Genomic DNA, 24,774 nt, shown 5'->3' on the forward strand with positions numbered 1-24,774 from the left:
TAGACATCTCCGAAAATCCTCAAACGCCCTCTATCGCTACTTTTTGAGCCTCTAGCACTCCTGTGCCGGGTTCTCCTAAAGTAACGGATTCATAGGCTTTTTCAGTTACATTAATAATAATTAATGAATTTTATTTCTGATATTCAATCATTTTTCAAAAGTATTCTGGGCAATTCTTAGATGATAATACAATCGCTCCTATTCGCCATCTTATTAGTCCACATACTGTCAAGATTACTGCTTCATAATTTTGGCTCTTTAACCGAAATCTTTCGGAAGCAACTCGATAAATTTTTATCAGTCTTATTAAATGTTCGACTACAATCCTTTGTTTGGCTTTTAACCGATTTTCTTCTCGATGTTCAAGGGATATTTCTTGATTCCTCGGTTTCTTATGTGGTGTATTAATTGCTGTTTCCCCTACATAAGCTTTATCCCCCCTGTATTTTTGATGATTCCCCAATTCCTCCCTTCTTTCTCTCCACAATTTCAGATCGCTTGTTGCTCCGGTATAACCCACAGCTACATCCACTATTTCTTTCCCGCTCGGCATGACAATGACTTGATTTTTAAACGTATGTGTTTTTTTCTTTCCTGAGTAATATTTTTTCTGCTCTTCGTTGTCTATTGGTCTTTGCATGGGCTGTTCATAGCTATCTACTATTAACTCAAATTCCAGCAGAATTTCTTCTACCCACTCCCAATCACTCTCGTTTTTTTTTACTTGCTCAACTAAACTGGCTGGCAGTAATTCTCTGAAGATTTTTATCCAGTTATGGAAAATATCATTCGCTGTTGATTCACTCACTTCAAACTGTAACCCTAACATTTGAAATGTGGGCATCTGATGCAGATAAATTAGAGTTAGTAAGATTTGTTCATCGACAATAGCCTTTTTGTTTGCTGGGGATTCTTGTCCAGATAGCCTCTTAATTTAGTCATCTCTCCTTGGGGTAAAATCTAATTTTACCATCAAGTATCCCTCCCCATTTTTATTTCGGAGATGTCTATTTATTACCAATCATGGTTATCTTGATAATCCTACATTTCGGGGGATGAGACAAAGTTTAGAGAAAACCTTTGATGAAATCTATATAATAGATTTACATGGTAATAGTAAGAAAAAAGAAGTGACTCCCAATGGTTTACCCGATAAAAATGTATTTGATATTCAGCAGGGAGTCGCAGTTTGTTTTATGATTAAATATCCCCAGGAGAAAACAGTATGAAATGGCGTGTTATTTTAGAACCTGACCCTGAAACCGGAGATTGGGCTATTTGGTGTCCAGAGTTACCCGGTTGTGTTTCAGCAGGCGAAACGGAAGCAGAAGCTTTAGAAAATATTCGCGAAGCGATCGCACTTTATCTCGAACCTGATACGATTACATTAAAAGCAGGATCTCTCATGCGAGAGGTTTCTGTGATATGACTCGTATCCGCAGAATGAATGTAGATGAAGTTGAAAGTATCTTAAAAAATTATGGTTTTGAGTTGGTTTCACAGAAGGGTAGTCATCGCAAGTGGCGCAATTTAGATCGTCAACTTCAAACGATTGTACCCTATCACAAGGGGCGTAATTTACCTCTCGGTACGTTACGCAATATTATGATCAATGCTGACATTCCAGAAACAGAATGGAAAACTGAGTAGAATAATTTATGACCAAGTTTTATCATATTGATATTTGGGGTTCACGGGAAGATAAGTATAGTTATCTTAACGAAAATGATTTTACTACAATTGAGTGGAAAGAAATTTTTCCTACTTCACCTTTTTATCTTTTTATCCCTCAAAACCAAGATTTATTAGCAGAATATAATAAATCTTGGAAAATTACAGATATATTTCCTGTTAACTCTGTAGGAATAGTAACTGCTAGAGATAATTTTGCTATAGCTTTTGATCCAGATATTTTAAGAAAACGGATAGAAGATTTTAGAAATTTTAATATTAATGATGATGTTATTGCTAAAAAATATGAAATCAATGATACTCATGCTTGGAAAATTAAAAATAGTAGACAGTCATTAGCAAATAATCCTGAATGGGAAAAATACTTTACTTATTGTCTCTATCGTCCCTTTGACCGGAGAAATTATTATCATCATGACAATCTAGTGGAACGTCCTAGAAATGAAGTAATGCGTCATCTCTTAGCAGGAAATAACATAGCAATTTATACTTGTCGTCAGATTATAAGTGACTCATGGCAGCATTCTCTAGTCACTAATAATTTAACTGATGATTGTTATGTTTCTAATAATAATCGCCAATAGAGGGAGGCTGGATGAATTGAATGACAGACAATATAAGAGTTTATTAGTGGTATCAGAAGTTTATCGTCAACAGCAATGGATGTATGATCATAACAAACAAAGTATTTCCGACAGAATCGTAAGTTTAAGCCAACCCCATATTCGTCCAATTGTCCGAGGAAAAGCCGGAACGTCAGTAGAATTTGGAGCCAAATTGTCTGCTAGTTGTATGGATGAATATGTATTTCTTGACCGGATTAGTTGGGATAATTTTAACGAATCATGTGATTTAAAAGCACAAATAGAGGCTTTTAAAGAATATACGGGACATTATCCTGAGTCAGTCCATGTAGATAAAATTTACCGAACTAGAGACAACCGAGCTTGGTGTAAAGAAAAGGGGATTAGAATGAGTGGCCCCCCGTTAGGTAGACCTCCAGTAAATATTAGTAAAGCTACTAAGAAGCAGGCGTCAGAAGATGAAAAGATTCGGAATTCTATTGAAGGCAAATTTGGCCAAGGAAAAAGAAGATTTAGCCTGAATCGGATTATGAATAAACTAGCTCATACTTCCGAAACGGCAATTGCTATTACTTTTTTAGTCATGAATCTCTCTGTGATTCTTAGACAGATTTTGGGGTCAATTTTTTTATTCCATTACTTTTTTCAAGTCATTGATTATGACAAGTTATCTCTTAACTCATTACCTCGAAAAAAACTTATCTGACCTTCTGACTTCATTAGCTAGTTAATCATTCGTTTCCTTTTCTGTTACTTTTTCAGCAAGCCCTATTTAAAAAATCTCTAGCTGTTAAAATAGGGATATTTTCATGGTTTTCTAAGGTTAATAAATCCCGATCTCCTGTAATAATATAATCTGCTTGAGACGCGATCGCAGTTGCTAAAATAATCCAATCATTCGGATCTCTTAATTCAGGAAAAGAGCGTTTGGGAATAGAATAAATTTCTACCGAATTTCTGATTCCATCCATTAAGTTATGGACTTCAAACCCCCAAGATTGGAGTTTAAGTTTAAATTTATTTTGACTTAATGTTATTGCTAACTCCGTCAATAATTCTTCAGAAGCGCATACATTAATCCCTCCAATCTCGCCTAATTTCAAAATTTCATCAGGTCTGCCATCCCATAACCAACCGGAGATAAAAATATTGGTATCTAATACAACTTTCATGATTCTGATTTTCCTTCTAAATTCATTTGATGTCTCACTTCTTTGACGATTGCACAAATTTCTTCCATTGTCATTGGATTGGGATCAGGTTCAGATTCATCTCTACGCCGTCTGAATTCTTCCCAATCAAATAGTTTTTTAACTTTTTTAAAAAGTAAGCCTTCTTCCGTAATTGCTACTTTATATTGATCCCCTGGTGTCAGTTGGGTTTGTAATTCTGGGGGAATGTCTAAGTTTCCCTCGGCGTTGACAGTAACAGTTAGGGTGACAGTTGTTTCCATATTGCTGACTTCCTAATTTTTCTAATTCTAGTTTAGCTGAATTTTTACTGGAGTAACGGGTGTTTTTGGTCTTGATTAATTCTTCTCAGTTGCTAATTGTTTCTGACAAAATTTATAGGCAGAATAGGCTAAAGTTACCACTCCCGTAATAATTGCCGATTCATCAATTTCAAACTTAGGATGATGCAAGGGATAATTATGTTTATTTTTGTGTCCGACACCCAACCGAAACATCATTCCGGGTGCATAATCTAAATAGACAGAAAAATCCTCTGCTCCTAAGGAGGGTTCGGGTAAATTTACAACCGCACCAGACCCAAAAGCCTCCCTAACACTTTCTTCGACAATTTGAGTTAACATCGGATCATTCTGCACCGAAGGAACACCCCGACGATAATTTAACTCATAATTTGCCCCATACATTTGGCAGATATTAGCAACAATTTGTTCTATCCAACCGGGTAAAGTTTCGTAGGTTTCAGGATGAAGCGATCGCACAGTTCCTAATAGTTTAACCTGATCCGCAATAATATTAGGTGCCCGTCCGCCCATAATTTGACCAATGGATAAAACCACAGGTCTTAAAGGGTTTTGAGTGCGACTAATCGCCTGTTGTAACATTGTAATTACCTGCGCCGCGATCCAAATCGCATCCTTCGCTTCATGAGGTCGCGCCCCATGACCCGACTCTCCGATAATAGTTAATTCCAAATCATCCGCCGCCGCCGTTAACGCACCCGATCGCAGTCCCACGCATCCGGCGGGAATACTGGGGAATACATGAACCCCCAAAATCGCTGCAACGTCCTCCATGACGTTATCATGCACCATCCAGGTTGCCCCCTTAGCAATTTCCTCCGCAGGTTGGAAAAGAAACCTCACTTTCCCGGGAAACTCCTGGTCTAGCTGAGATAACAGCATCGCTGTGCCTAACCCTAATGTGGTGTGCAGGTCGTGTCCGCAAGCGTGCATGACCCCCATCTGTCGGGAAGCATACTCTAACCCGGTTAATTCGGTCATCGGCAGGGCATCCATATCGGTGCGAATAGCAAACCAACGGGGGTTGGTGGTGTTTCCCTTGAATTCTCCCACGACTCCCGTTGTCCCCACGCCTTCTTGTACCTTAATCCCACAGGAGGACAACACCCCGGCGACATAGGCGGAGGTTTGATATTCTTGACCACTGAGTTCTGGATGGGCATGAATATGGCGACGAATCTCAATTAAACGAGGTGATAAAGTTGTAGCAATATCTTTAATTTTTTCCAGCATAGAGGGCGACTTCTGGGTCATAATCTGATGAAACTATTAATAATTAGACTAAGGTAGATTTTTTATTATAAAGTAATTCTATAACAGTAGGGTATGACCTTGCCATACCCTCGGGTAAAACTTCTATTTACCTAGAAAATCAAGAATTGGCTAAAATTATTCCCTGACGGGGAAGAAGATAGACCTCTAATTCCGTTGTGTGATTTTCTTGTTTCCAACTAAACTTACATTCTCCATAAATTAACTGATTAGGACGAGTTTTTAAATCGGTAACTATCAGGTTAATTACGGCTGATTCTGTTCCCGAATTCACCATCATAATTAATTCCTCATTCTCCAAACATCGAGTAAATCCATAAACCATATCCTCAGCATATAATATATTGTAAGAACCTGTTCTTAAAGCTGGATATTGGTGACGAATAGCAATCAATTTTTTGTGATAGTCTAAAATATCTTGATGCCAAGAATCTTGCATCGGAAAACTGCGGCGAGAGTCAGGATCAAGGTGTCCTTCCAAACCGACTTCATCCCCATAATAAATACTAGGCGCACCTGGAAAAGTAAATAACAATAAGGTTGCTAATTCAACACTCGCTTTATCTCCTCCCGCCACACTAATTAATCGGGCAGTATCGTGACTATCGAGTAAATTCAATTGAGTTAGTTGAATTTCCCAAGGATATAACTCTAATAAATCTTGTACTTTTTCTCCATATTCTTTAGCAGATAGAGCCGGATAGGGAAAATAGGAAGGGCTTTCGACTAACTCCATTTTAACGCGATCGCCTGCGGTAAAAGCAATAGTCGGAGCCGTAAATAAATAATTCATCACCCCATCAAATTGCGTCCCATCTAACCATTCTCGGGAATCTCCCCACACTTCCCCAACAATATAAGCCTCTGGATTAATAGCCTTAACTCTATCTCGAAATTCCTGCCAAAAACCAGGAGTTTTGACTTCAAAAGGCACATCTAAGCGCCAACCATCAATCCCAAAATCAATCCAATATTCAGCAATTTCCATGATATATTCCCTGACTTGAGGGTTATCATGATTAAATTGAGGTAAAGCCCGATTTCCAACCCAACCCACATAATTAGCAGGTTTACTGCCATCATAAGCAGATAAGGGCCAATCTTCAATTTTAAACCAATCTAACCAAGGAGAATGGGAGCCGTTTTCTAAAATATCATGAAACTGGAAAAAGCCGCGACTTGCATGGTTAAATACCCCATCTAAAACAATTTTAATCTGGCGTTGATGGGCTGCATCTAATAACTCTTGAAAAGCCGTATTTCCTCCCAGTATGGGGTCAATTTGATAATAATCGTGGGTATGGTAACGATGATTAGAAGCCGACTGAAAAATAGGAGTAAAATAAATCGCATTAATCCCTAAATCCTGTAAATAATCTAATTGTTCAATCACCCCCCATAAATTGCCTCCTTTATATCCCTGTAAACTCGGTGGTAAATCCCATTGTTCCCAGCGATCGGATTTTAACAATTTTTTGCGCGGAATAGCGGCTTGAGCAAAGCGATCTGGAAAAATTTGATAAAATACTGCGTGTTTAACCCAATCTGGAGTTTGTATTTGCATAGTAATCATTAAACTTGTTTAGAATCTGGAAATTTGCATTTGACTTGAACTTCTAAATTACTTTCTGCCGATCCTTCAGTAATGTAAGGAATACCAGCTTTTCCACCCATTTTAATAGAGAATTTTAGGGTGACTTCTTCAATTTCTGCTGCTCCAAAATCTTTAAAAGCACTAACAGCCATTTTTGAATAAACTCGAATTAAATTACGAGCCTGTTGCAATTGATTAATGACTTGAGTTTGAACACCTCTTTCTTCTTCATAAAGATCATCATCAGTTTCAGAATTGACATTAGAATTAAGTTGGACGTGATAAATTTGGCCATCCGCTTTATAGGCAAACTGTTCTATTTCAGACATCACTCACCCCTATTAATATTTATATTTATTTTACGTCAATTTCTTGGCACTTTTCCTGATCGTAGAGTTAGAATCAAGAAGAATACCTACTAAAGCCTCAAGGTAATCCTTAGATAGCTTTGTATTTTATACCCAACCTAACTGTATGACTCGCTACGCAATAATTATAGGGATTGCCGAATATCAGAACTTAACGCCCCTTCCAAAAGCGGCTGAGGATGCAGAAGCGGTGGCACAACTATTGGAAACTTATAGTGATTTTGAAGTAACGCGACTACCACACCGTCGTAATTCTATTACACAGCGTTTGGAAATTGCACCGAAACAGTTAGTGGATTCAATTAAGTTGGGTCAAGCGTTACAAAACTTATTATTGGAACGGGGAAAAGGTAAAGAAGTTTTAATTTATTTTGCGGGTCATGGCTTGACATTTACCGATAACTTAGGAGAAATAAAAGGGGCATTAGCAGCTTCAGATTGTCAACTGGAAAGACAAGGAGAACAAATTATTGATTATAAATATGGGATGGCTTTCTCCAGTTTGAATAATTTAATTAAAAAATCTGATTTAAGTAGCTTAACTTTAGTTTTAGATTGTTGTCATAGTGGCTTTTTTTTAGAAAGCGAGTTATTACAAGAAACCTTAAATACTTTTAAAACGCAACGGGATTACTATTTGATTACCGGATGTCGTAGTTTTGAGACGGCAAAGGTTTTTAAAGGTGAATCGCACTCAATTTTTACCGGGGCTTTGTTGAAAGGATTATCACTAGATAATGCCGCCAAAAATGGAAAAATTAGTGGCGATCGCTTATTTGATTATATCAGTAATGAATTAAGAGGATCGGTACAAGAACCAATCCGCATGGGTTGGGGAAAAGCAATTACTTTAGTAAGTTACCCTGAAATTAAAACAACCATAGAGTTAGTTATGTTAAATCAAAAAAATCCCTATCAAGGATTAGCTTCATTTGAATTAGAACAAAAACAGTATTTCTTTGGACGCTACCCAGTCATTAAAACTTTAATTACCCATTTATCCAATAGCCGTTTTTTACCTATTATCGGTTATTCAGGCAGTGGAAAATCATCTTTAGTTAAGGCGGGTTTATTTGCAGAATTAGAAAGCGATCGCATTCCTGAAAGTAGTCAATGGAAGCGGGAAACCTTTACCCCAGGTCAACATCCGTTTGGAAAACTGGTTAATGCTATCAGTAAATATTCTAATAATGAAACCTATTTAATCTTTATTGACCAATTTGAAGAAGTATTTACCCTCTGTGAAAGTGAAGATGAACGGTTAAAATTTTTCCAACTTATTGCCGAAGAAATTAAATCTCCTGATAAAAAAAGTAAGGTAATTTTAGCTATTCGGGGTGACTTTTTAGAACGCTGTAGCAACTATCCAGATATTGTTAATTTAATCAATCAAGTTCCTCCCGTGATGTATGTTGTACAACCCATGTCTCTGGAAGAATTAGGAGAAGTTATTGAACAACCCGCTCAATTACATGGGGTGAAATTTGAACGAGGGTTAGTCTCACAAGTTGCTTCAGATCTGATGGGACAACGGGGAGCATTACCTTTATTGCAATATGCGTTACAAGAATTATGGCGGGTTTGTATCGAAGAAATCGAATCTCCTGAAGCAATATTAACGAAGCAAGGATATGAACAAATTGGAGGCGTTAAAGGCGCATTAAATAATCGAGCTAACTTAATTTATGAAAATTTTTCTCCTGCGGATCAACTTTTAGTCCGTGAACTATTTATGAAATTAGTTAAACCAGGAGAAGGAGAAGAAGTTACACGACAAAGAATCCCTTGGGAAAGATTAAGAGCAATTTCTAATTCCCCTGAACAATTACAACGAGTGATTGAAATTTTAGCCGGGTCTCAACAACGGTTAATTATTACCGATGAAAAAACGGTTGAAGTTGCCCATGAAGCCTTACTTTCGGAGTGGAAATTGTTAAAAAATTGGATTGAAGAAGATCGAGAAATTATGAGAGTTAATCATCGATTTGAAACTGCATTTCAAGAATGGCAAGAATCGTTTAAAAAATCCGATGAAGCTTTGTTAATGGGAGCGAGATTATTAGAAGTTCAGGAATGGATAGAAAAAATACAACCTAAATTAACACCCGATGAACGAGCGTTCTTTCAAAACAGTTTAGAACAGTATTTACGAGAACAACAAGCAGAAGTTGAACAAGAACGTCAACTCCGAGAAGCCGCAGAAGCAAAAGCAAAAGCGGAATCTGAAAAAGCGATCGCAGAAATGGAAAAAGCGATGATTGCAGAAGAAAAAGCCGAGGTTGAAGTCGCACGAACAAAAGAAGCTGAAGCTAAAGTGAAAGTCGAAAAACAAAGAACTAAACTGATTATGTTATCCAGTGTTCTCGTTGTGTTTACCTTGGGTTTAGGGTTAATTGCAACAACAATAGAAGGACAAAAACGAGAAAGTGAAGCCAGCCGTATTAGTGCTTATATTGCTAAAGCGGAGATATTGTTAGAAAATCATAATCAGTTAAAAGCAGCGATCGCTAGTATAGAAGCTTTAGGAGAAATGAAAAAACTGAATCGAGAAAATCAGAATGAGTTAAAAAGAATTCAGTCTGTGATTGATAATGTTCAGGAAAGAAACCGATTAGAAGGTCATGAAACAAGTGTATATAGTGTTGCGTATAGTCCTGATGGTAAAATGATTGTTTCAGCCGGAGATGATGGTAAAATTATTTTGTGGAATCCCAAAACAGGAATGATTGGACAACCTATTTTGGCACATCAGGGGCCGATATGGAGTGTAAGGTTTAGTCCTGACGGGAAATTCTTTGCATCTGGAGGTAATGATAAAACTGTGAAGTTATGGAGTTCCTCTGGTGATCCATTTTATACCTTTAAAGATTCTCAAGATATTATATATGATGTAAGTTTTAGCACAAATCGCCAACAAATAGCTGCTGCTACCAAGGGTGGGGATATTATAATCTGGGATGTTATCAATCATCAACTCATAACAACTCTTCAAAAAAGTCAACCCTTGATAAAAAATAAAAAACAGGAAATTTACGGCTTAGATTTTAGTCCTAAAGAACAATCTTGGCTTGTTTATGCAAATTCTGACAGTTATTTTATTTGGAATTTAAAAAATAACTCTCTTAAAAAAATTGCTCATAATCAACGATATCCCATGTCAGTTAGATTTAGCAAAGATGGTACAATGATTGTATCTTGTGGTAATGAGGGAACTATAACAATATGGAAAAATAATGGAGAAAGAATAGGAGAATTTATAAAAAAAGATGCTAGATTTGTTTATGCTGACTTTAGCTCTAATAACCAGTATGTTGCTGCAACAACAGAAGATGGAAGAATTTTAGTTGCGAAAATCGGTAATATTATAAATAAAAATAATCCGAATAACAATAATAATAAAATAGTTAATCAAATTGATGAATTTGTTGAGATTCATGAAAATAAAGGATCAATTTATGAATTAAGTTTCAATCCCAATAAGGCTAAAAATAATTTCTTGGTTTCTGCGGGAGATGGTAAAAATGTAACAATATGGGAATTGGAGCAAAAAGAAGGTGATGATATAAAAAACATGAAAACTATCAAAAATTTACTTGACGAGAGTTGTAATTTTGTGATACCCTACATGAATAATACAAAAAATGAAAAAAGTAAAATATATTTTACTTTCTGTAAGAATCAGTCATGATTTATTTTGAGGATCGAAATTATGCCCCCAGGATCACGTAACCCAGCCAAGTGTAGACTATCCAATATCATCAGATTAATAATGAAAATTGTGATGACATTGGGATATGATGAGGATAGATATAATGAGGATAGTGAGGATAGTGAGGATAGTGAGGATAGTATTAATCCTGGAACTTATGCGAGTTTTAACAGGGAATTATTTCTTGCCAATACAAAAACATTTATATTTATAGAAAACCTTCTTCTTGATGAAAAAAGAGAAAATACAATAGATGAACTCATACTTGAATTAAGCCAAGTTACCAGAAGAATTTTAATTACGGACTTAGACCATCAAATCAATTTAGAGAGAGTTAATAAGATCATATTAAACTCTCATAATATTTTACATACCCTTGAATTATTAGAAGAATATTTTAAACAAGGACAAACTAACACAGAAAGAGTAATGGAACTCGAAAATCAAATTGAAACACAAATTGGTAGCTTGTTGAAAATATTGTTTTACTTACCTGAGCAACCGCAAGAATAAAATCTGACGTTAGTAACAGACCAAGACAAGTTAAGAAGACCAATATGAACTCTACCCTTAATATTGGCCATCTTAACAACCTTTCTGTTAACCTAACCCCACCCTAACCCAAACTTAATGTCGGTTTTGCCTCTCCCCCCTTGTCAAGAGTACCGTACAGTCGGACACTGGACTTGGGAAGACTATTGGCAGTTGAGAGGTAATTTTTTGTGAAACGAGTTTTAGCAATCATTCTCGGTGGCGGTGCGGGTAGCCGCCTGTATCCTTTAACCAAAATGCGGGCCAAACCTGCGGTTCCCATCGCAGGGAAATATCGGTTAATCGATATCCCCATTAGTAACTGTATTAACTCCGAAATTCTCAAAATCTACGTTTTAACCCAATTTAACTCAGCATCCTTAAATCGTCATATTGCTCGCGCCTACAACTTCTCTGGCTTTGATGATAGCTTTGCAGAAGTCCTAGCCGCCCAACAGACCACCCAAAACCCCAATTGGTTCCAGGGTACGGCGGATGCGGTGCGTCAGTATTTGTGGCTGCTGAAGGAATGGGACGTTGACCAATTTCTGATTTTATCCGGTGACCATCTCTACCGCATGGACTATCGACAATTTGTCCAACGTCATTTAGACACCAAAGCGGATATTACCCTTTCCGTATTGCCCATTGACGAAAAACGCGCCTCTGATTTTGGGTTAATGAAACTTGATGACTCTGGACGGGTGATTAGTTTCAGTGAAAAACCCAAAGGGGAAGCCCTCAAACAAATGCAGGTGGATACCTCCAAGTTGGGTTTATCTCCCGAACAAGCCCAAGAAAATCCTTATATCGCGTCCATGGGGATTTATGTCTTTAATAAAGACACCTTGATTAAGCTATTAGATGAAAAGCCCCAGGAAACGGATTTCGGCAAAGAAGTCATTCCCAACGCATCGGGAGATTTAAACGTTCAAGCCTATTTATTTAAAGACTATTGGGAAGATATTGGAACCATTGAAGCGTTTTATCATGCCAATTTGGGTTTAACCCAACAACCCCACCCCAGCTTTAGCTTCTATGACGAAAAGGCCCCGATTTATAGTCGCTCTCGTCACTTACCGCCTACAAAAATCCTAGATTGTCGGATTACCGAATCCATTATTGCTGAAGGTTGTATCCTCAAGGAATGTCGGATTGACCATTCGGTTTTAGGGTTGCGTTCCCGGGTGGAAGCGGGCTGTGTGATTGAAGATACCCTGCTCATGGGTTCAGACTTCTATCAACCCTTCTCAGAACGTTCTTCAGGTTTCCAAGAAGGTGAAATTCCCTTGGGAATTGGTTCTAATACCGTGATTCGTAAGGCAATTGTTGATAAAAATGCTCGCATTGGCCGCAATGTCAAAATTATTAACAAAGAGGATATCCAAGAAGCAGAACGGGAAGACTTAGGATTTTATATCCGCAGTGGGATTATTGTAATCCTGAAGAATGCAGTGATTTCTGACTATACCGTTATTTAATCTGGGTCTGACACCAAAACCCAACCTATTTTTAGATTAGAGGACTTCCTAGGAGTAGGAAGTCCTCTATCTATGGGGCACATTCCTTGGTGTTGCCTATTTCCTGTGGCGGTGTTGGCTGCTATATTCAACCCATCGGCTACAATCAAAACAGTTTTTTAGATGACTTTATCCCGTTAATGTTCGGAACTTTTCCATCGGAATTTGTATTTGCTGTTGCTGGAAGCGTACCCTTATTGGGAAATATTGGGCTAGATATTCTAGTGCTGATATTCATGCTGATTCTATCAGCCTTGTTCTCCGGTTCCGAAACCGCAATTACCGCCCTCGATAACTTAAAATTACGAGCTTTAATCAAGGAACAGGGCGACCCCAACCGGATGTATACCATGGTTTTGGAAAAGCGGGCCCGATTTATCACGACGTTGTTAGTGGGAAACAACCTTGTGAATAATTTCTCTGCAATTCTCACCAGTAATTTATTTGCGATTTGGTTAGGGAATGCGGGGATTGGGGTGGCTACGGGTGTTGTGACTTTTCTGGTACTAATTTTTGGGGAAATTACCCCGAAATCCTTTGCCATTAACAACATTTTACCCATTTTTAAGGCCACGGTTCGACCGATTTACCTCCTATCGATTGTTCTGTCTCCGGTAATTGTCCTATTGGAAAGTATTACCCAAGGGATTATTCGGATGTTTAGTCCGGGGGGAGTCCAGCAGGGATTATCGGTACAGGATTTGCGACTGATGATTGAAATTTTAGGCGGTCGGGGTCAGTTAGATTGGCAAAAACATCAACTTTTGAATAAAGCGTTGATGATGGATTATCTAATCGCCCGAGAGGTGGTTAAACCCCGAATTGAGATGCGAACTATCTCCCACCAGGCTACCTTACCTGAAGTGATTGATTTCTGCCTGGAAACCGGATATTCTCGGATTCCGGTGCAGGGAGAATCGAAGGATGAAATTGTCGGGATTGTCCATTTGAAACGGGCGTTACAATTAGCCCATGCTCACGCTGAGGAACAGGACAGCATTTCTGTCACTGAAGCCATGAGTCCCCCTGTTTACGTGCCCGAAACCAAACGAGTCGGGGATTTACTCAAGGAGATGCTACAACAACGCTTACACCTGGCTATTGTGGTGGATGAATATGGGGGAACCGTTGGGTTGGTTACCCTGGAGGATATTTTGGAGGAGTTGGTCGGTGAAATTTACGATGAAAGTGATTTTCCTAGCCGCACCCAACGTCCTCGTGTCAGTTCCTTTGGTTCCAACCGCACAACGGAACAATCCCGCAAACCCATTAAACGCAAGGGTTATCAACCTCCGTCACCCTAGGTTTAAAAAAAAAATTGCCAAACCCCTAGACATTTTCTGAGATTGTGCTACTATATAAAACTGTTGAAATAAATGGGTCGATGCCCGAGCGGTTAATGGGGGCGGACTGTAAATCCGCTGGCTACGCCTACGCTGGTTCAAATCCAGCTCGGCCCACCTCTAAAACTCAACATAAGAAATTAGAAGCTATAAAATCTTAGTTTTTTGTTCTTAATTTCTTTGCCCGTGTAGCTCAGTGGTAGAGCACTTCCTTGGTAAGGAAGAGGTCACGAGTTCAATCCTCGTCACGGGCTTTATTTTTTTTGATTATACTATAGGATAGAGGCTGCTCAACTCCCCAAGATTAGGAGATAATTTGATAATGAAGACATTATTAAAATGGTCTGTGGAAGATTATCATAACATGATTGATGCTGGAATTTTGTGCGATCGCAACGTCGAACTTTTAGCAGGTGAAATTATTGAAATGAGTCCAGAAAGTCCCTCTCATTATTATACGGTTGAGGAAGGTACACAATACTTACAAACCTTGTTAGCCAGTAAAGCTCATGTTCGTTTTAATGGGCCGATTACCCTTTCCGACTCTGAACCTGAACCCGATATTGCGATTGTCCGACTACCTAAGTCAATTTATAAAGATCATCATCCCTATGCTGAGGATATTTTTTGGATTATTGAAGTAGCTAAAAGCAGTTTAAAAAAAGATTTAGAATTAAAATTATCAATTTATGCTCAAGCTAGAATTGAGGAATATTGGGTTTTAGATTTATCCCAAAAACAATTAATAGTATTTAGAAAACCTGAAAATAACATCTATTTGAGTCAACAAATTATTGATCAAGGCAATATTAACCCTTTAGCTTTTCCTGATATTGAAATATCTGTTGAAAGACTCGTGAGTTAAAAAGTGATCGCCATACTGCCGTATTTTACTCGCTGATAGTACCTGAACGATCTAACCCAGCCTTGACCCAATTAATACAATCCTGTTCCGAAGTAAAAAGTTTAGGGGCTGCGATATTATTTAAACTGTAGGATTTGTAGTGATCATAATAGTATTTTCCGTCTTCTTTATAAATTAAAATCAAATCATTTTGATAGGTGTATCGACATTGAAAATAATCTCCTTTAGGAATAATATCAGAATATTTATCTAAATGATCCTGGGCAATTTCAATAATTTTTTCCAGTTGACTACAATAGAGATCGGCGGGATTCTCGGATTTATGAAATTTGCCTTTATGCCCTAATTGGGATAATAAAATATAAGAATAAATCTTTTTATCACTCACCGTCACCCGCACAAAGGGAATAATTAAATACCCCTGATAAGAAATAGATTTTTCATATAAAAAGCGATCCATATTAATAATAAAGGGTTGGAGATTAACGATCGGCTTAGAGACAAATCAAGGCATTAACAGGGATCGGTACTAGACTGTTGATACAGAGAAGATTGATATAAAACCTTTTCTTGATGGGTGATCAGGGTACAGTCTGAACGGGGATAGGCGACACAGGTTACAGTATATCCCATGGCAATCTCCCCTGGACGGAGAAATTTTTGTTCACTTTGATCCACTTGACCCTGGAGGAGTTTAGCCACGCAAGCTGAACAATCTCCTTGTTTACATCCTGATGGTAGACGAATCCCGTTGTCTTCTGCAATATCGAGAATATATTGGTCATCAGGAACCGTAATTGTGTAATCTAAACCTTCGACTTCGTTAATTAGGTGGACTTGATAAATCATGATCGTAAAGATTTGACTCAATTATGTTTCAAAATCAGCTTAATTTTAATTATAAAAGAAGCAGGAGATCATTTAAAGCATCAGTCCCCCTAAAAATAGCCCAAAGGTTAATCATGATTATAATTTCAGTACATTCTTGATATTTTTTTAGTAAAACCTAATTTAAACCTTTTTTTATGATCCATTTTAAACATCTTAACTCAATTAATTGTTTACCCGTAGAACAGTTTAAACCCAATCTGAAATTATTGATCGGGCTGTGGCAATTTTCTCGCCTTCGCTATATTCAAGTCTATTCTCAATTATTTGCTAGTTTAATTCTAGCAGTACAAATTAATGGGGCTTTAACTGCGGTAAGTCGTCCGGTTTTAGCTCAAATTCCCGAGTCTCTACCTTCCGAGGGTTCTATTATTCCAATTTATCCTGAACCTGCACTCCCAGAACCCCAACTTCCTGAACCCTTACCCCAAACAGAACCATTATTTTCTCCATCGGTTCCTATACTAACACCGCCAGAAAATATTCCAGATAGTCCTGATACTATTATAATTGAACAATTTAATTTTTCAGGAAATACGGTTTTTTCCGAGCAAGAATTAGCTGAAATTACAAAAAATTGGGTCGGTCGTCCGATTACTTTTATGGAATTATTGCAAGCCCGTTCTGCGGTGACAGATTTATATATTAATCGGGGTTATATTACCTCCGGGGCATTGATTTCGGCTCAACCATTGACAAATGGAACTGTTACCATTTCAATTTTAGAAGGGAAAGTGACAGAGATTAATATTAAAGGAAAAGGACGTTTAAACCCCAACTATATTAAAAGTCGGTTGGAATTAGTGACTCAGAAACCCTTTAATCAAAACCATCTGTTACAAGCCTTACAATTGCTACAACTTGATCCGGTGGTGAAAACAATTTCGGCGGAATTGGCAACGGGAATTGAACCGGGGGAAAGTATTCTAAATATTGAGTTTCAAACAGCAAAAACTTTTGCTATGAATTTATTTACCAATAATAATCGATCTCCGGCTGTAGGATCTTGGCAACGGGGAATTGAAGTCAAAGAAGGGAATTTATTAGGACAGGGCGATCGCTTGGAATTGTCCTATAGTAATACTCAGGGAAGTAGTATTGGGGATGTTTTTTATACCTTTCCAATTACACGCCGAAATGCCACATTAGGATTTTATTTCAACTCGACTAATAGCCAAATTATTGAACCGCCTTTTGACGATTTAGATATTAAGGCGAATAGTCGGACGTATGAATTGCGATTTCGCCAACCTATTATTAGAACCCCAACGCAGGAATTAGCATTAGGATTAACCTTTGCCCGTCGCGAAAGTGATACGAGTATTTTAGGCGTCGGTTTTCCCCTATCCAGGGGCTCAGAAGAAGACGGAAAAACCAGACTTTCTGTTTTGCGGTTTTCTCAAGAATATACCAATCAAGGGCCGAAACAGGTCTTAGCAGCGCGATCTCAACTCAGTTTTGGAGTCGGATTATTCGATGCCACCCTCAGTTCTGATCAACCCGATAGTCAATATTTTTCCTGGCGAGGTCAAGCCCAGTGGGTACGTTTATTAGCGCCGGAAACGATTTTTTTACTCCGTTCTGATATTCAACTTACCAATCAAGAATTACTGGCTTTAGAACAAATGGGACTCGGAGGTTTGGAGAGTGTGCGAGGGTATCGTCAAGATGTTTTGTTACGAGATAATGTGGTGTTTGCTTCCGCCGAATTACGTTATCCAATTTTGAGAACAAAAAATGGTGAAGGAGTCTTACAAATCACACCCTTTATGGATTTTGGTCAGGCTTGGAATGTTCCAGGAGAATTAGTATTACCCGATCGCACATTATTATCCATTGGGTTAGGATTAAGATGGCAATATAGCGATCGCATAACCGCACAAATTGACTGGGGTATTCCCTTAATTAAAGTGAATTCTAGCGATCGCAACTTACAGGAACAAGGGATTTATTTCCTATTAAATTGGAAACCCTTCTAACGCCGTAGTCAGCCCTTTAGGGTTTTCTTACCCCAAATCAAAGATCAGTTCCCTGAATAAATTGAATTTCAGTATCAAAAATGACAATTAACTTCAGGAAAAAATCATAATTTCCGGTTTAGATTCCCTTGTCACCGTGGAAATTCTAAGGGAAAAGGCTCAATTTATAGACAAATTCCAGCAACTAATTATACAATGGAGGGTAACACCTATCAGGGTAACGTTCAATTTGATTTTCTTCCATCTTGTATTAACAAATGGAGTTTTCCTAACCAAATTTTGACTGAGGGAGTGTCAAATCGTGGATAAACAAGTTCAACCCACTAATGTTTCCAACCCTGATCAGCCCCCGGGGGAATGTGTTCCCGTCCCAGATTCTGTCCACTCTGATCCAGATTATTTCCGCCACTTCGTAGAATATCTACCGACAGCAATGGCTATGGTTGACCCGCAACTGCGATATTTAGCCGTATCCCGTCAATGGCAACAAGACTATGGCGAAGGAAATCTTAATTTAATCGGTTCTTCTCATCAACAATGGTTTCCCCATTTACCCGAAATTTGGTATCAGAATGCCGAACAATCTTTAGAGGGGAAATTGCCCCGTTGGGAACTCGAAACTTATCACCCTATAGATCAAGGTTCTATGGAGTGGAATAAATGGGTAGTTCAACCTTGGAAAACTGCATCAGGAACCATTGGGGGGTTAATTTTATATTTGGAAGTGATTACCCCTCAAAAACAATTACAAGAAAAAATAAAACTGACTCAAAAAGCTTTTGATCAGGCGGGAACAGCTATTTTCTGGATGAGTTTAGAAGGGAATTTTTGCTATGTCAATCAATCGGTCTGTCGGATGTTGGGGTATACGGAAAGTGAATTACTGCAACTGAATATTCATAATATTGATCCCGATTTAACCGCCGTGGTTTGGCAAGAATACTGTCAAGAATTAAAACAAAAAGGATCATTAACCTTTGAATCCAGTTATCAAAGAAAATCCGGTTCTATTTTTCCGGTTAATTTTAAAATTAATTATTTAGAATTAGAGTCCTCTGCTCCCCATTTAACCGTTGAAACCCAATTCGGAGCAGTGTCGGTGCCGGGTTTACCCTTAATTTGTGGTTTTGCCTATGATATTTCTGAACAAAAAACCACATCCTCTGCAATTTTAGCCTCCAAGGATCAATTAGAAGCGGTATTAAATGCCGTCCCCGGATTAGTTTCTTGGATTAGTTCCGATTTAAAATATTTAGGGGTGAATCGCCATTTAGCAAATTCCTATAATGTTCCGGCGGAAACCTTCATCGGGAAAGAGGTGGGATTTCTCCAAACTAGCCCAGAATTTAATCAATTTGTCTATGAATTTTTCGCTCAAGATCATTGGAAAAGTTCACGGGAATTGACAGCCAATGTCCGAGGACTTCCTTGCACCTATTTAATTGTCGCCCAAAAATATCACCGAGGTTCGGCGGCGGTTTTTGTCGGATTAGATATTACCGATCGCCAACAAATGGAACAGGCATTACGCCAAAGTGAAGAACAAGAAGCTAAACGACGAGCCGAATTAGAAACCATTTTAACTCAGCTTCAACGCACCCAAACCCAACTTATTCAAACCGAAAAAATGTCATCTTTGGGGCAGTTGGTGGCGGGAATTGCCCATGAAATTAATAATCCAGTCAGTTTTATTTCGGGAAATATTGTTCATGCTAAAAATTATATTGAAGATTTAATGAATTTAGTGACTTTATATCAAAAGCATTATCCTGAACTGATTCCTGAAATTGCCGATGAGATAGAAGAAGTTAATTTGAGCTTTTTAAAGCAGGATTTACCCCGAATGTTAGAATCGATGAAAGTCGGGGCAGAACGGATTCGAGATGTGGTGCGATCGCTACGTCATTTCACCCGTTTAGATGAATCTCAAATAAAGTTTGTTGATATTCATGAAGGGCTAGATAGTACCATTTTAATCTTACAAAATCGTCTACAAGCCAAAGCCGGAAGATCGGGCATTACTTTAGTTAAGGAATATAGTGCGTTACCCAAGGTGGGTTGCTATGCAGGACAACTAAATCAAGTGTTTATGAATTTACTTACCTACACCATTGATCGTTTAGAAGCCACCAGTTTTAAGGATGATTTAGGGGATCAACCTAAGATTATCATTCGCACCTATTTAGAGAACGAAAATACCGTGGCTATTTCGATCGCCGATAATGGAATTGGGATGTCGGAAATAGAACGAAAAAGTATTTTTGATCCCTTTATTCCCCCACAATTACAGGGAAAAGGCACCAGTTTAGGATTATCAATTGCTTATCATTTAGTCACGGACAAACACCACGGGGAACTCACCTGTTTCTCGGCATTAGGAACCGGAACTAACTTTTTAATTGAAATTCCTTTAAAGAATTAGACTTTAGTAATCGTTAATTTATGAATCCCCAACCGACCAGGATACTGGCACTACTCACCCCAAGGAATAACAAAAGCAAATTGTAACTAATTCTTTAAGGGTTCGCATAATCCAAGTTCTGCTATTAATTGTTCATGAGAAATATTATTATATAGATTCTTCTATTAAATTTTCCAAGTAAGTAAAAGCTTGCGATCGCCCTCGTAAAAAGTCGATTAAAACATCGGTATCAATATTCTTCTAAAAACTGCATTAGTTGATCAATATCCGAGGAAAATTTTAGTTTTCCTTCTTTCTCGTTCTGTTTGGCTAATAAATAGTTTTGATAAATTTCGTCACGTTGCTCTTCTCTTAAAAACTGTTCCAAAAGAGATTGTATCTCTTTTGTTTCGCCCAATGATAGGGTTTTAATAGCTTCTACGACTTCACTAAAGGTCATATTTATCTCCTTAAAAATTTTATATTTTTGTTTCTATAGATAGTTTATCAGCGATCGCCTCTAACTCAAAACCTATACCCTGATCGCTCCCTCATTTTAGCTTTGCGATCGCCTCTAACTCAAAACCGATACACTGATCGCTGTCTCATTTTAGCTTTGCGATCGCATCCACAGTTACAGCTTAAAGTGCAATCTGGCTTCTGGTTAGTGCTACCAGAGAAAAGCAATTCTGGGTTTCCTGTTGTCAACCCAGCCTACGAAGCGGCGATCACTTCAATTATCTATCTGCTAAAGGGTTTGCGGTATGCGATCGCTATTACTGTGAGTCGTAATTTTTAGGCGATCGCTTTTAAAATTGAGAGACGATCTCACTTCATCAAAGAAAGTGATCGCAATAACCCACAATCAGGTTATCATTTCCCATAGCTCGGTTGCGTTCCTTAAGATAACCTACAAGAGCGGAGATCGAACTAAGAGGCTAGTACACTGCGGCGTAAGTGAACGAACCATTTTCAAGCCTTGTAATCAATCAAATTTTCGGAGCTTTTAATGGTTATGTTATTTACGCCAACCTGTACTAGATCGGTGATCGCACTTCTTGATATAATCTCAGGAAAGCCTTGCCCTCAAAATCATAAAACAATGAATACCAATAAACAGGAAAGAAGACTTAGCGATAAAGTAAAAAATCTTTCAGAGATTGGAGAGTTTTTTGAATTGCAACTGATAATAGGTGACTATTTAAACCAATTTGGCATTGAGTGGATAATCAATGAAATTATCGAAGCATTAGATTATAAACAACATAATATTCCTTTAATCAATGAGCTTTTAGATTTTGTATTCGCCCATGATTTCATCAAGAAAGATGAAAATTCAATCGATGTGATTGAAATATACTTAGTTAATAAAAAATATAAACTTATTCGTTTATCTGCTATTAAAAATATTGCTAAATTAAGACCTCAGAAAAGCTCAATTCTTTTAGTTCAAATATTAAATGATAAAGAGGAATCTAGAGAAATTAAATTATCGGTTTTAAAGTCTTTACGTTATGCGAACTTAACCAATAATGATATGCAAATATTCTTAAATATTTTTCAAGAAAATGACGAAGAAATAAATTTAAAAGCTATGGATATTTTGGAATGCCATCATCATAAAGCTCCTGTTGTAAAAGTACAGAAAGAATTAGAAAAATTTCTATCTTCACCCAACATAAAACTTAAGTGTAAAGCAATAGAATTGTTAGGCTTATTTTGCGAAATCGATATAATCGAAAGATTGTATTGTATTTCTACTCTTAATTTTTCCGAAAAATCAGTTCAAGACTCTCTAAACACAATGATTAAAACGTTAATGAGTAAGCCGATTAATATTCTTTATATTCGTCCTGAGAATTTTGAATATTTAACCAAAAAATTATTTCAAAGCTTAAATTATGATGATGTGGAACAAACCCGTAATAATAAGGATGATGGAATAGATATTATTGCTTATAAAAAAGGATTCGGTCTTATGGAAAATAAAAAACAATGTGTTGTTGCACAATGTAAAAGATATACAAAAAATAAAATAACAAGAAAAGAAATTCAAGAATTATTGAATGCTATGCAAAATCATGGTGCAACGGAAGGGTACTTTATTACAACATCCTCTTTTGCTCAAGACGCTGAAGAATTAGCCGATCAAAATGGTCACATTATATTACTCGATAAAGTCAAACTACAACAACAGCTTGATAAAACTTTTGGAATGAATAAATATTGTATTGTTAACCATAATTAAGCCGCCTTATTTAATATAATTTATCGAAATAAAAGCCATTTTATGTTTTTTTAATCAACAATGCTTACAAACAATAAGAAATTACGAGATATATAAAAACTCTGGTTTAATAAAAAATAGCGTTTGTTTTAGTAGCGAGATCGCTATTATTGTGAGGCGGGATTTTTAGGCGATCGCTTCAGTTAATAGACATCAAATTCTCGAAAGGATGACGATTTTTCCATCGGTAAGTATTAAAGTCCCGAAAATCAACAGATAGAATCCGCCCATGCCCCAAATGTTCGGCAAGAATAATCAATGAAGCGTCCGCTAAATCCATTGGCAGAGAACTATATTGATTCATCAATTCACTGATTCTTTTCCCATCTTGAACCTTGAGATCAAAAACCTCAAAAGCACCAATTTCTAAGCTATGAATAAACGTCTGTTGAGCATTTGTGCCTGTACGTTTCAAGAGAATATGACAAGCTTCCGTAATCACACACCATGTTGTAACCAGAGGCTCATCAATCGTATCTAAAACTTCTTGAGCGAGAACATGATAATCATCACGGCGATTGATTAATGCTATCCAAAAGCCAGAATCAACGATGACCATATTTTTCGTTAAGACTTTCAGTGAGATATTGCTTGTAATTAACCGACAAATCAGAGTCCCCTTCAGCACAACCAATCAACCCTGATTCCCTAAGAAGTTGCAAAGGCTTTACAGAGGATTCTTGATATAATTTTTCATAGTAAAGATCGATCGCCGCTTTCATGATGTCGGACGCACCTTGATTGGTACGCTGGCGAATGTAATTAAACTTATTAGCGCGATCGCTATCGAGCCTTGCATTAACTCTCATATTTTTGCTTGTCATAACTCTGTATGACAATACTATAGCTCAAAAAATTCAAAGACTCTTACACGATAGTCCGAATTATATTCAGAGTATTGAGATCGCTATTACCGTGAGTCGTGAGTTTTCGGCGATCGCATTATTAGGTGGGCATTGCCCACCCAACAATTTAAACCTTAAATTTCTCGGTAATTCTTCGCATTGCTTCTTCTACATTTTCCCGACTATTGAAAGCAGAAATACGGAAATATCCTTCACCCGCCGCACCGAAACCAGAACCCGGAGTCCCGACAACATTACAGGTTTGTAATAGCTTATCAAAGAAATCCCAACTCGATAAACCTTGGGGTGTTTTCACCCAAACATAGGGGGCATTTTCTCCGCCGTAAACACTTAATCCGGCTGCCGTTAATTGCTCCCGAATAATTTGGGCGTTTTCCATATAAAATTGAATTAACGCCTTAACTTGGGCTTTTCCTGCTTCCGAATAAACCGCTTCCGCCGCCCGTTGAATAATATAAGAAACGCCGTTAAATTTAGTGGCTTGCCGACGATTCCATAACTTCCATAATTCCACATCGGAACCATCTTTAGCCTTAGCTTTTAACCCTTTAGGCATCACCGTAAAAGCGCAACGGGTTCCGGTAAATCCGGCGGTTTTAGAGAAGGAACGAAACTCAATGGCGCACTCTTTTGCCCCCTCAATTTCATAGATAGAACGGGGTAAATTAGGGTTAGAAATAAATGCTTCATAGGCGGCATCGTAGAGAATAATAGAACCGTTGGCTTTAGCGTATTCTACCCAGGCGGTTAAGTGTTCTTTGGTTGCCGTTGCCCCCGTGGGATTATTAGGAAAACACAGATAAATTAAATCCACTTTTTGGGTGGGAATAGCAGCAGTAAAATTATTTTCCGCCGTAATTGGAATATAAACTAATCCCCCATATTCCCCATTTTCATTAGCATCTCCGGTGTGTCCTGCCATCACATTTGTATCGACATAAACGGGATAAACCGGGTCAGTAACGGCGATAATATTATCATCTCCAAAAATATCTAAAATATTGCCTGTATCGCATTTTGAACCGTCGGAAATGAAGATTTCATCGGCGGAAATATCACAACCTCTAGCTTGGAAATCGTGGGCTGCAATTTTTTCGCGTAACCAACCATAGCCCTGTTCCGGGCCATAACCTTTGAAGGTGTCACGGTTGCCCATGTCTTCGACGGCCTGAAGCATGGCTTGGCGGCAGGCTTGGGGCAAGGGTTCGGTGACGTCCCCAATGCCTAAACGGATGATTTTGGCGTCGGGGTTGGCTTCTGCAAACGCATTCACCCGGCGGGCAATTTCGGGAAATAGATATCCGGCTTTGAGTTTGAGATAGTTATCGTTCAGGGTTGCCATAGTTGATTGCAAATGCAAAATTTAGGGTGTAATTTCAGTGT

25 protein-coding genes, 2 tRNA genes and 1 pseudogene are annotated in these 24,774 nt (G+C 37.9%); 16 read left to right on the forward strand and 12 right to left on the reverse strand.

The annotated features are described in order from the left end of the window. Positions 1-154 precede the first annotated feature (154 nt). Entirely contained in the window at positions 155-934 is a 780-nt protein-coding gene (locus tag PL9631_RS15510; RefSeq protein WP_331281244.1) for a transposase family protein, read from the reverse strand. A 121-nt stretch (positions 935-1,055) separates the two neighbouring features. On the opposite strand from PL9631_RS15510, the gene PL9631_RS15515 reads away from it, so the two are divergent. From PL9631_RS15515 to PL9631_RS15535, 5 genes and pseudogenes are all read left to right on the forward strand, one after another. Beyond that, a complete protein-coding gene (locus tag PL9631_RS15515; protein ID WP_231516749.1) occupies positions 1,056-1,229 on the forward strand; it encodes a hypothetical protein in 174 nt (57 codons plus the stop codon). Further along, positions 1,226-1,429 (forward strand): type II toxin-antitoxin system HicB family antitoxin, encoded by a 204-nt coding sequence (locus PL9631_RS15520; protein ID WP_083621668.1) that lies wholly within the window; start codon positions 1,226-1,228, stop codon positions 1,427-1,429. Before PL9631_RS15515 ends, PL9631_RS15520 begins: the two co-directional genes overlap by 4 nt. Continuing rightward, entirely contained in the window at positions 1,426-1,650 is a 225-nt protein-coding gene (locus PL9631_RS15525) for a type II toxin-antitoxin system HicA family toxin (RefSeq protein ID WP_083621670.1), read from the forward strand. The genes PL9631_RS15520 and PL9631_RS15525 overlap by 4 nt, the downstream gene beginning before the upstream one ends. Positions 1,651-1,658: 8 nt before the next feature. After that, positions 1,659-2,276: a type ISP restriction/modification enzyme gene (locus tag PL9631_RS15530; RefSeq protein ID WP_083621671.1), complete on the forward strand. Its 618-nt coding sequence runs from the start codon at positions 1,659-1,661 to the stop codon at positions 2,274-2,276. 7 nt (positions 2,277-2,283) lie between these two features. Next, positions 2,284-2,982: pseudogene (locus PL9631_RS15535) on the forward strand (transposase); the annotation flags it as partial. A 52-nt stretch (positions 2,983-3,034) separates the two neighbouring features. Here the strand turns inward: PL9631_RS15535 and PL9631_RS15540 are convergent. The 5 genes from PL9631_RS15540 to PL9631_RS15560 all read right to left on the reverse strand — a co-directional run bounded on the left by PL9631_RS15540 (position 3,035) and on the right by PL9631_RS15560 (position 6,963). After that, positions 3,035-3,448 carry a putative toxin-antitoxin system toxin component, PIN family gene (locus PL9631_RS15540; protein ID WP_083621673.1) on the reverse strand — a complete coding sequence of 138 codons (414 nt, stop codon included), beginning with the start codon at positions 3,446-3,448 and terminating at the stop codon, positions 3,035-3,037. Then, the gene (locus PL9631_RS15545; RefSeq protein WP_083621675.1) at positions 3,445-3,729 is read right to left on the reverse strand and encodes a hypothetical protein; all 285 of its coding nucleotides are present in this window, start codon (positions 3,727-3,729) and stop codon (positions 3,445-3,447) included. The genes PL9631_RS15540 and PL9631_RS15545 overlap by 4 nt, the downstream gene beginning before the upstream one ends. 75 nt (positions 3,730-3,804) lie before the next feature. Next, positions 3,805-5,001, reverse strand: coding sequence for a M20 family metallopeptidase (locus tag PL9631_RS15550; protein ID WP_083621676.1), 1,197 nt, complete (start codon positions 4,999-5,001; stop codon positions 3,805-3,807). A 139-nt stretch (positions 5,002-5,140) separates the two neighbouring features. Beyond that, positions 5,141-6,604 (reverse strand): glycoside hydrolase family 13 protein, encoded by a 1,464-nt coding sequence (locus PL9631_RS15555; RefSeq protein WP_083621678.1) that lies wholly within the window; start codon positions 6,602-6,604, stop codon positions 5,141-5,143. 8 nt (positions 6,605-6,612) lie between these two features. Next, a complete protein-coding gene (locus PL9631_RS15560) occupies positions 6,613-6,963 on the reverse strand; it encodes a CU044_2847 family protein (protein ID WP_083621679.1) in 351 nt (116 codons plus the stop codon). 145 nt (positions 6,964-7,108) lie between these two features. Between PL9631_RS15560 and PL9631_RS27055 the strand changes: the two genes are divergently transcribed. The 7 genes from PL9631_RS27055 (at position 7,109) to PL9631_RS15595 (ending at position 14,970) form a co-directional block, all read left to right on the forward strand. After that, on the forward strand, positions 7,109-10,690 hold the full coding sequence (locus PL9631_RS27055; protein ID WP_083621681.1) for an nSTAND1 domain-containing NTPase: 3,582 nt from the start codon (positions 7,109-7,111) through the stop codon (positions 10,688-10,690). 81 nt (positions 10,691-10,771) lie between these two features. Continuing rightward, positions 10,772-11,224, forward strand: a complete 453-nt coding sequence (locus PL9631_RS15570; protein ID WP_156090585.1) for a hypothetical protein — start codon at positions 10,772-10,774, stop codon at positions 11,222-11,224. Positions 11,225-11,433: 209 nt separating this feature from the next. Next, positions 11,434-12,723 carry a glucose-1-phosphate adenylyltransferase gene (locus PL9631_RS15575; protein ID WP_083621684.1) on the forward strand — a complete coding sequence of 430 codons (1,290 nt, stop codon included), beginning with the start codon at positions 11,434-11,436 and terminating at the stop codon, positions 12,721-12,723. A 179-nt stretch (positions 12,724-12,902) separates the two neighbouring features. After that, entirely contained in the window at positions 12,903-14,066 is a 1,164-nt protein-coding gene (locus PL9631_RS15580) for a hemolysin family protein (RefSeq protein ID WP_083622123.1), read from the forward strand. Between the two features lie 74 nt (positions 14,067-14,140). Next, positions 14,141-14,222, forward strand: a tRNA-Tyr gene (locus PL9631_RS15585). A gap of 65 nt (positions 14,223-14,287) precedes the next feature. Next, positions 14,288-14,359 (forward strand) — tRNA-Thr (locus PL9631_RS15590). 68 nt (positions 14,360-14,427) lie between these two features. Beyond that, positions 14,428-14,970 (forward strand): Uma2 family endonuclease, encoded by a 543-nt coding sequence (locus PL9631_RS15595; RefSeq protein ID WP_083621685.1) that lies wholly within the window; start codon positions 14,428-14,430, stop codon positions 14,968-14,970. 25 nt (positions 14,971-14,995) lie between these two features. Here the strand turns inward: PL9631_RS15595 and PL9631_RS15600 are convergent, their stop codons facing one another. Together PL9631_RS15600 and PL9631_RS15605 are read right to left on the reverse strand one after the other, a co-directional pair. Then, positions 14,996-15,430 (reverse strand): hypothetical protein, encoded by a 435-nt coding sequence (locus PL9631_RS15600; RefSeq protein ID WP_083621687.1) that lies wholly within the window; start codon positions 15,428-15,430, stop codon positions 14,996-14,998. Positions 15,431-15,483: 53 nt separating this feature from the next. Further along, the gene (locus PL9631_RS15605) at positions 15,484-15,819 is read right to left on the reverse strand and encodes a 2Fe-2S iron-sulfur cluster-binding protein (protein WP_407947587.1); all 336 of its coding nucleotides are present in this window, start codon (positions 15,817-15,819) and stop codon (positions 15,484-15,486) included. Positions 15,820-15,995: 176 nt separating this feature from the next. Here PL9631_RS15605 and PL9631_RS15610 point away from each other — a divergent pair, with 176 nt between their 5' ends. Both PL9631_RS15610 and PL9631_RS15615 read left to right on the forward strand, forming a co-directional pair. Continuing rightward, positions 15,996-17,837, forward strand: a complete 1,842-nt coding sequence (locus tag PL9631_RS15610) for a ShlB/FhaC/HecB family hemolysin secretion/activation protein (RefSeq protein ID WP_083621688.1) — start codon at positions 15,996-15,998, stop codon at positions 17,835-17,837. 301 nt (positions 17,838-18,138) lie between these two features. Next, positions 18,139-20,259, forward strand: coding sequence for a PAS domain S-box protein (locus tag PL9631_RS15615; protein WP_231516750.1), 2,121 nt, complete (start codon positions 18,139-18,141; stop codon positions 20,257-20,259). Positions 20,260-20,488: 229 nt separating this feature from the next. Here the strand turns inward: PL9631_RS15615 and PL9631_RS15620 are convergent, their stop codons facing one another. Then, positions 20,489-20,698, reverse strand: a complete 210-nt coding sequence (locus PL9631_RS15620) for a hypothetical protein (protein WP_083621690.1) — start codon at positions 20,696-20,698, stop codon at positions 20,489-20,491. Between the two features lie 102 nt (positions 20,699-20,800). On the opposite strand from PL9631_RS15620, the gene PL9631_RS15625 reads away from it, so the two are divergent. Both PL9631_RS15625 and PL9631_RS15630 read left to right on the forward strand, forming a co-directional pair. Further along, complete coding sequence (locus PL9631_RS15625; protein WP_156090586.1) at positions 20,801-21,037, forward strand: hypothetical protein; 237 nt, start codon at positions 20,801-20,803, stop codon at positions 21,035-21,037. Between the two features lie 210 nt (positions 21,038-21,247). Next, positions 21,248-22,486 carry a restriction endonuclease gene (locus PL9631_RS15630; protein ID WP_083621691.1) on the forward strand — a complete coding sequence of 413 codons (1,239 nt, stop codon included), beginning with the start codon at positions 21,248-21,250 and terminating at the stop codon, positions 22,484-22,486. Between the two features lie 178 nt (positions 22,487-22,664). On the opposite strand, the gene PL9631_RS15635 is transcribed toward PL9631_RS15630, so the two are convergent. From PL9631_RS15635 to PL9631_RS15645, 3 genes are all read right to left on the reverse strand, one after another. Next, positions 22,665-23,084, reverse strand: coding sequence for a type II toxin-antitoxin system VapC family toxin (locus tag PL9631_RS15635; RefSeq protein WP_027249567.1), 420 nt, complete (start codon positions 23,082-23,084; stop codon positions 22,665-22,667). Next, positions 23,071-23,349, reverse strand: a complete 279-nt coding sequence (locus PL9631_RS15640) for a ribbon-helix-helix domain-containing protein (protein WP_197046384.1) — start codon at positions 23,347-23,349, stop codon at positions 23,071-23,073. The genes PL9631_RS15635 and PL9631_RS15640 overlap by 14 nt, the downstream gene beginning before the upstream one ends. 148 nt (positions 23,350-23,497) lie before the next feature. After that, positions 23,498-24,733 (reverse strand): LL-diaminopimelate aminotransferase, encoded by a 1,236-nt coding sequence (locus PL9631_RS15645; RefSeq protein WP_083621693.1) that lies wholly within the window; start codon positions 24,731-24,733, stop codon positions 23,498-23,500. Positions 24,734-24,774 lie beyond the last annotated feature (41 nt).

The organism is Planktothrix paucivesiculata PCC 9631 (assembly GCF_900009265.2).
Taxonomy (GTDB): Bacteria; Cyanobacteriota; Cyanobacteriia; order Cyanobacteriales; family Microcoleaceae; genus Planktothrix; species Planktothrix paucivesiculata.

Excerpts from the sequence above, each read along its gene's own strand:
- PL9631_RS15600 (WP_083621687.1), bottom strand. The coding sequence starts at position 15,430 with ATGGATCGCTTTTTATATGAAAAATCTATTTCTTATCAGGGGTATTTA.
- PL9631_RS15570 (WP_156090585.1), top strand. The coding sequence starts at position 10,772 with ATGAAAATTGTGATGACATTGGGATATGATGAGGATAGATATAATGAG.
- PL9631_RS15605 (WP_407947587.1), bottom strand. The coding sequence starts at position 15,819 with ATGATTTATCAAGTCCACCTAATTAACGAAGTCGAAGGTTTAGATTAC.
- PL9631_RS15520 (WP_083621668.1), top strand. The coding sequence starts at position 1,226 with ATGAAATGGCGTGTTATTTTAGAACCTGACCCTGAAACCGGAGATTGG.
- PL9631_RS15515 (WP_231516749.1), top strand. The coding sequence starts at position 1,056 with ATGAGACAAAGTTTAGAGAAAACCTTTGATGAAATCTATATAATAGAT.
- PL9631_RS15560 (WP_083621679.1), bottom strand. The coding sequence starts at position 6,963 with ATGTCTGAAATAGAACAGTTTGCCTATAAAGCGGATGGCCAAATTTAT.
- PL9631_RS15635 (WP_027249567.1), bottom strand. The coding sequence starts at position 23,084 with ATGGTCATCGTTGATTCTGGCTTTTGGATAGCATTAATCAATCGCCGT.
- PL9631_RS15545 (WP_083621675.1), bottom strand. The coding sequence starts at position 3,729 with ATGGAAACAACTGTCACCCTAACTGTTACTGTCAACGCCGAGGGAAAC.
- PL9631_RS15620 (WP_083621690.1), bottom strand. The coding sequence starts at position 20,698 with ATGACCTTTAGTGAAGTCGTAGAAGCTATTAAAACCCTATCATTGGGC.
- PL9631_RS15640 (WP_197046384.1), bottom strand. The coding sequence starts at position 23,349 with ATGACAAGCAAAAATATGAGAGTTAATGCAAGGCTCGATAGCGATCGC.
- PL9631_RS15580 (WP_083622123.1), top strand. The coding sequence starts at position 12,903 with ATGTTCGGAACTTTTCCATCGGAATTTGTATTTGCTGTTGCTGGAAGC.
- PL9631_RS15645 (WP_083621693.1), bottom strand. The coding sequence starts at position 24,733 with ATGGCAACCCTGAACGATAACTATCTCAAACTCAAAGCCGGATATCTA.
- PL9631_RS15550 (WP_083621676.1), bottom strand. The coding sequence starts at position 5,001 with ATGCTGGAAAAAATTAAAGATATTGCTACAACTTTATCACCTCGTTTA.
- PL9631_RS27055 (WP_083621681.1), top strand. The coding sequence starts at position 7,109 with ATGACTCGCTACGCAATAATTATAGGGATTGCCGAATATCAGAACTTA.
- PL9631_RS15530 (WP_083621671.1), top strand. The coding sequence starts at position 1,659 with ATGACCAAGTTTTATCATATTGATATTTGGGGTTCACGGGAAGATAAG.
- PL9631_RS15555 (WP_083621678.1), bottom strand. The coding sequence starts at position 6,604 with ATGCAAATACAAACTCCAGATTGGGTTAAACACGCAGTATTTTATCAA.
- PL9631_RS15525 (WP_083621670.1), top strand. The coding sequence starts at position 1,426 with ATGACTCGTATCCGCAGAATGAATGTAGATGAAGTTGAAAGTATCTTA.
- PL9631_RS15610 (WP_083621688.1), top strand. The coding sequence starts at position 15,996 with ATGATCCATTTTAAACATCTTAACTCAATTAATTGTTTACCCGTAGAA.
- PL9631_RS15540 (WP_083621673.1), bottom strand. The coding sequence starts at position 3,448 with ATGAAAGTTGTATTAGATACCAATATTTTTATCTCCGGTTGGTTATGG.
- PL9631_RS15595 (WP_083621685.1), top strand. The coding sequence starts at position 14,428 with ATGAAGACATTATTAAAATGGTCTGTGGAAGATTATCATAACATGATT.
- PL9631_RS15630 (WP_083621691.1), top strand. The coding sequence starts at position 21,248 with ATGGTTATGTTATTTACGCCAACCTGTACTAGATCGGTGATCGCACTT.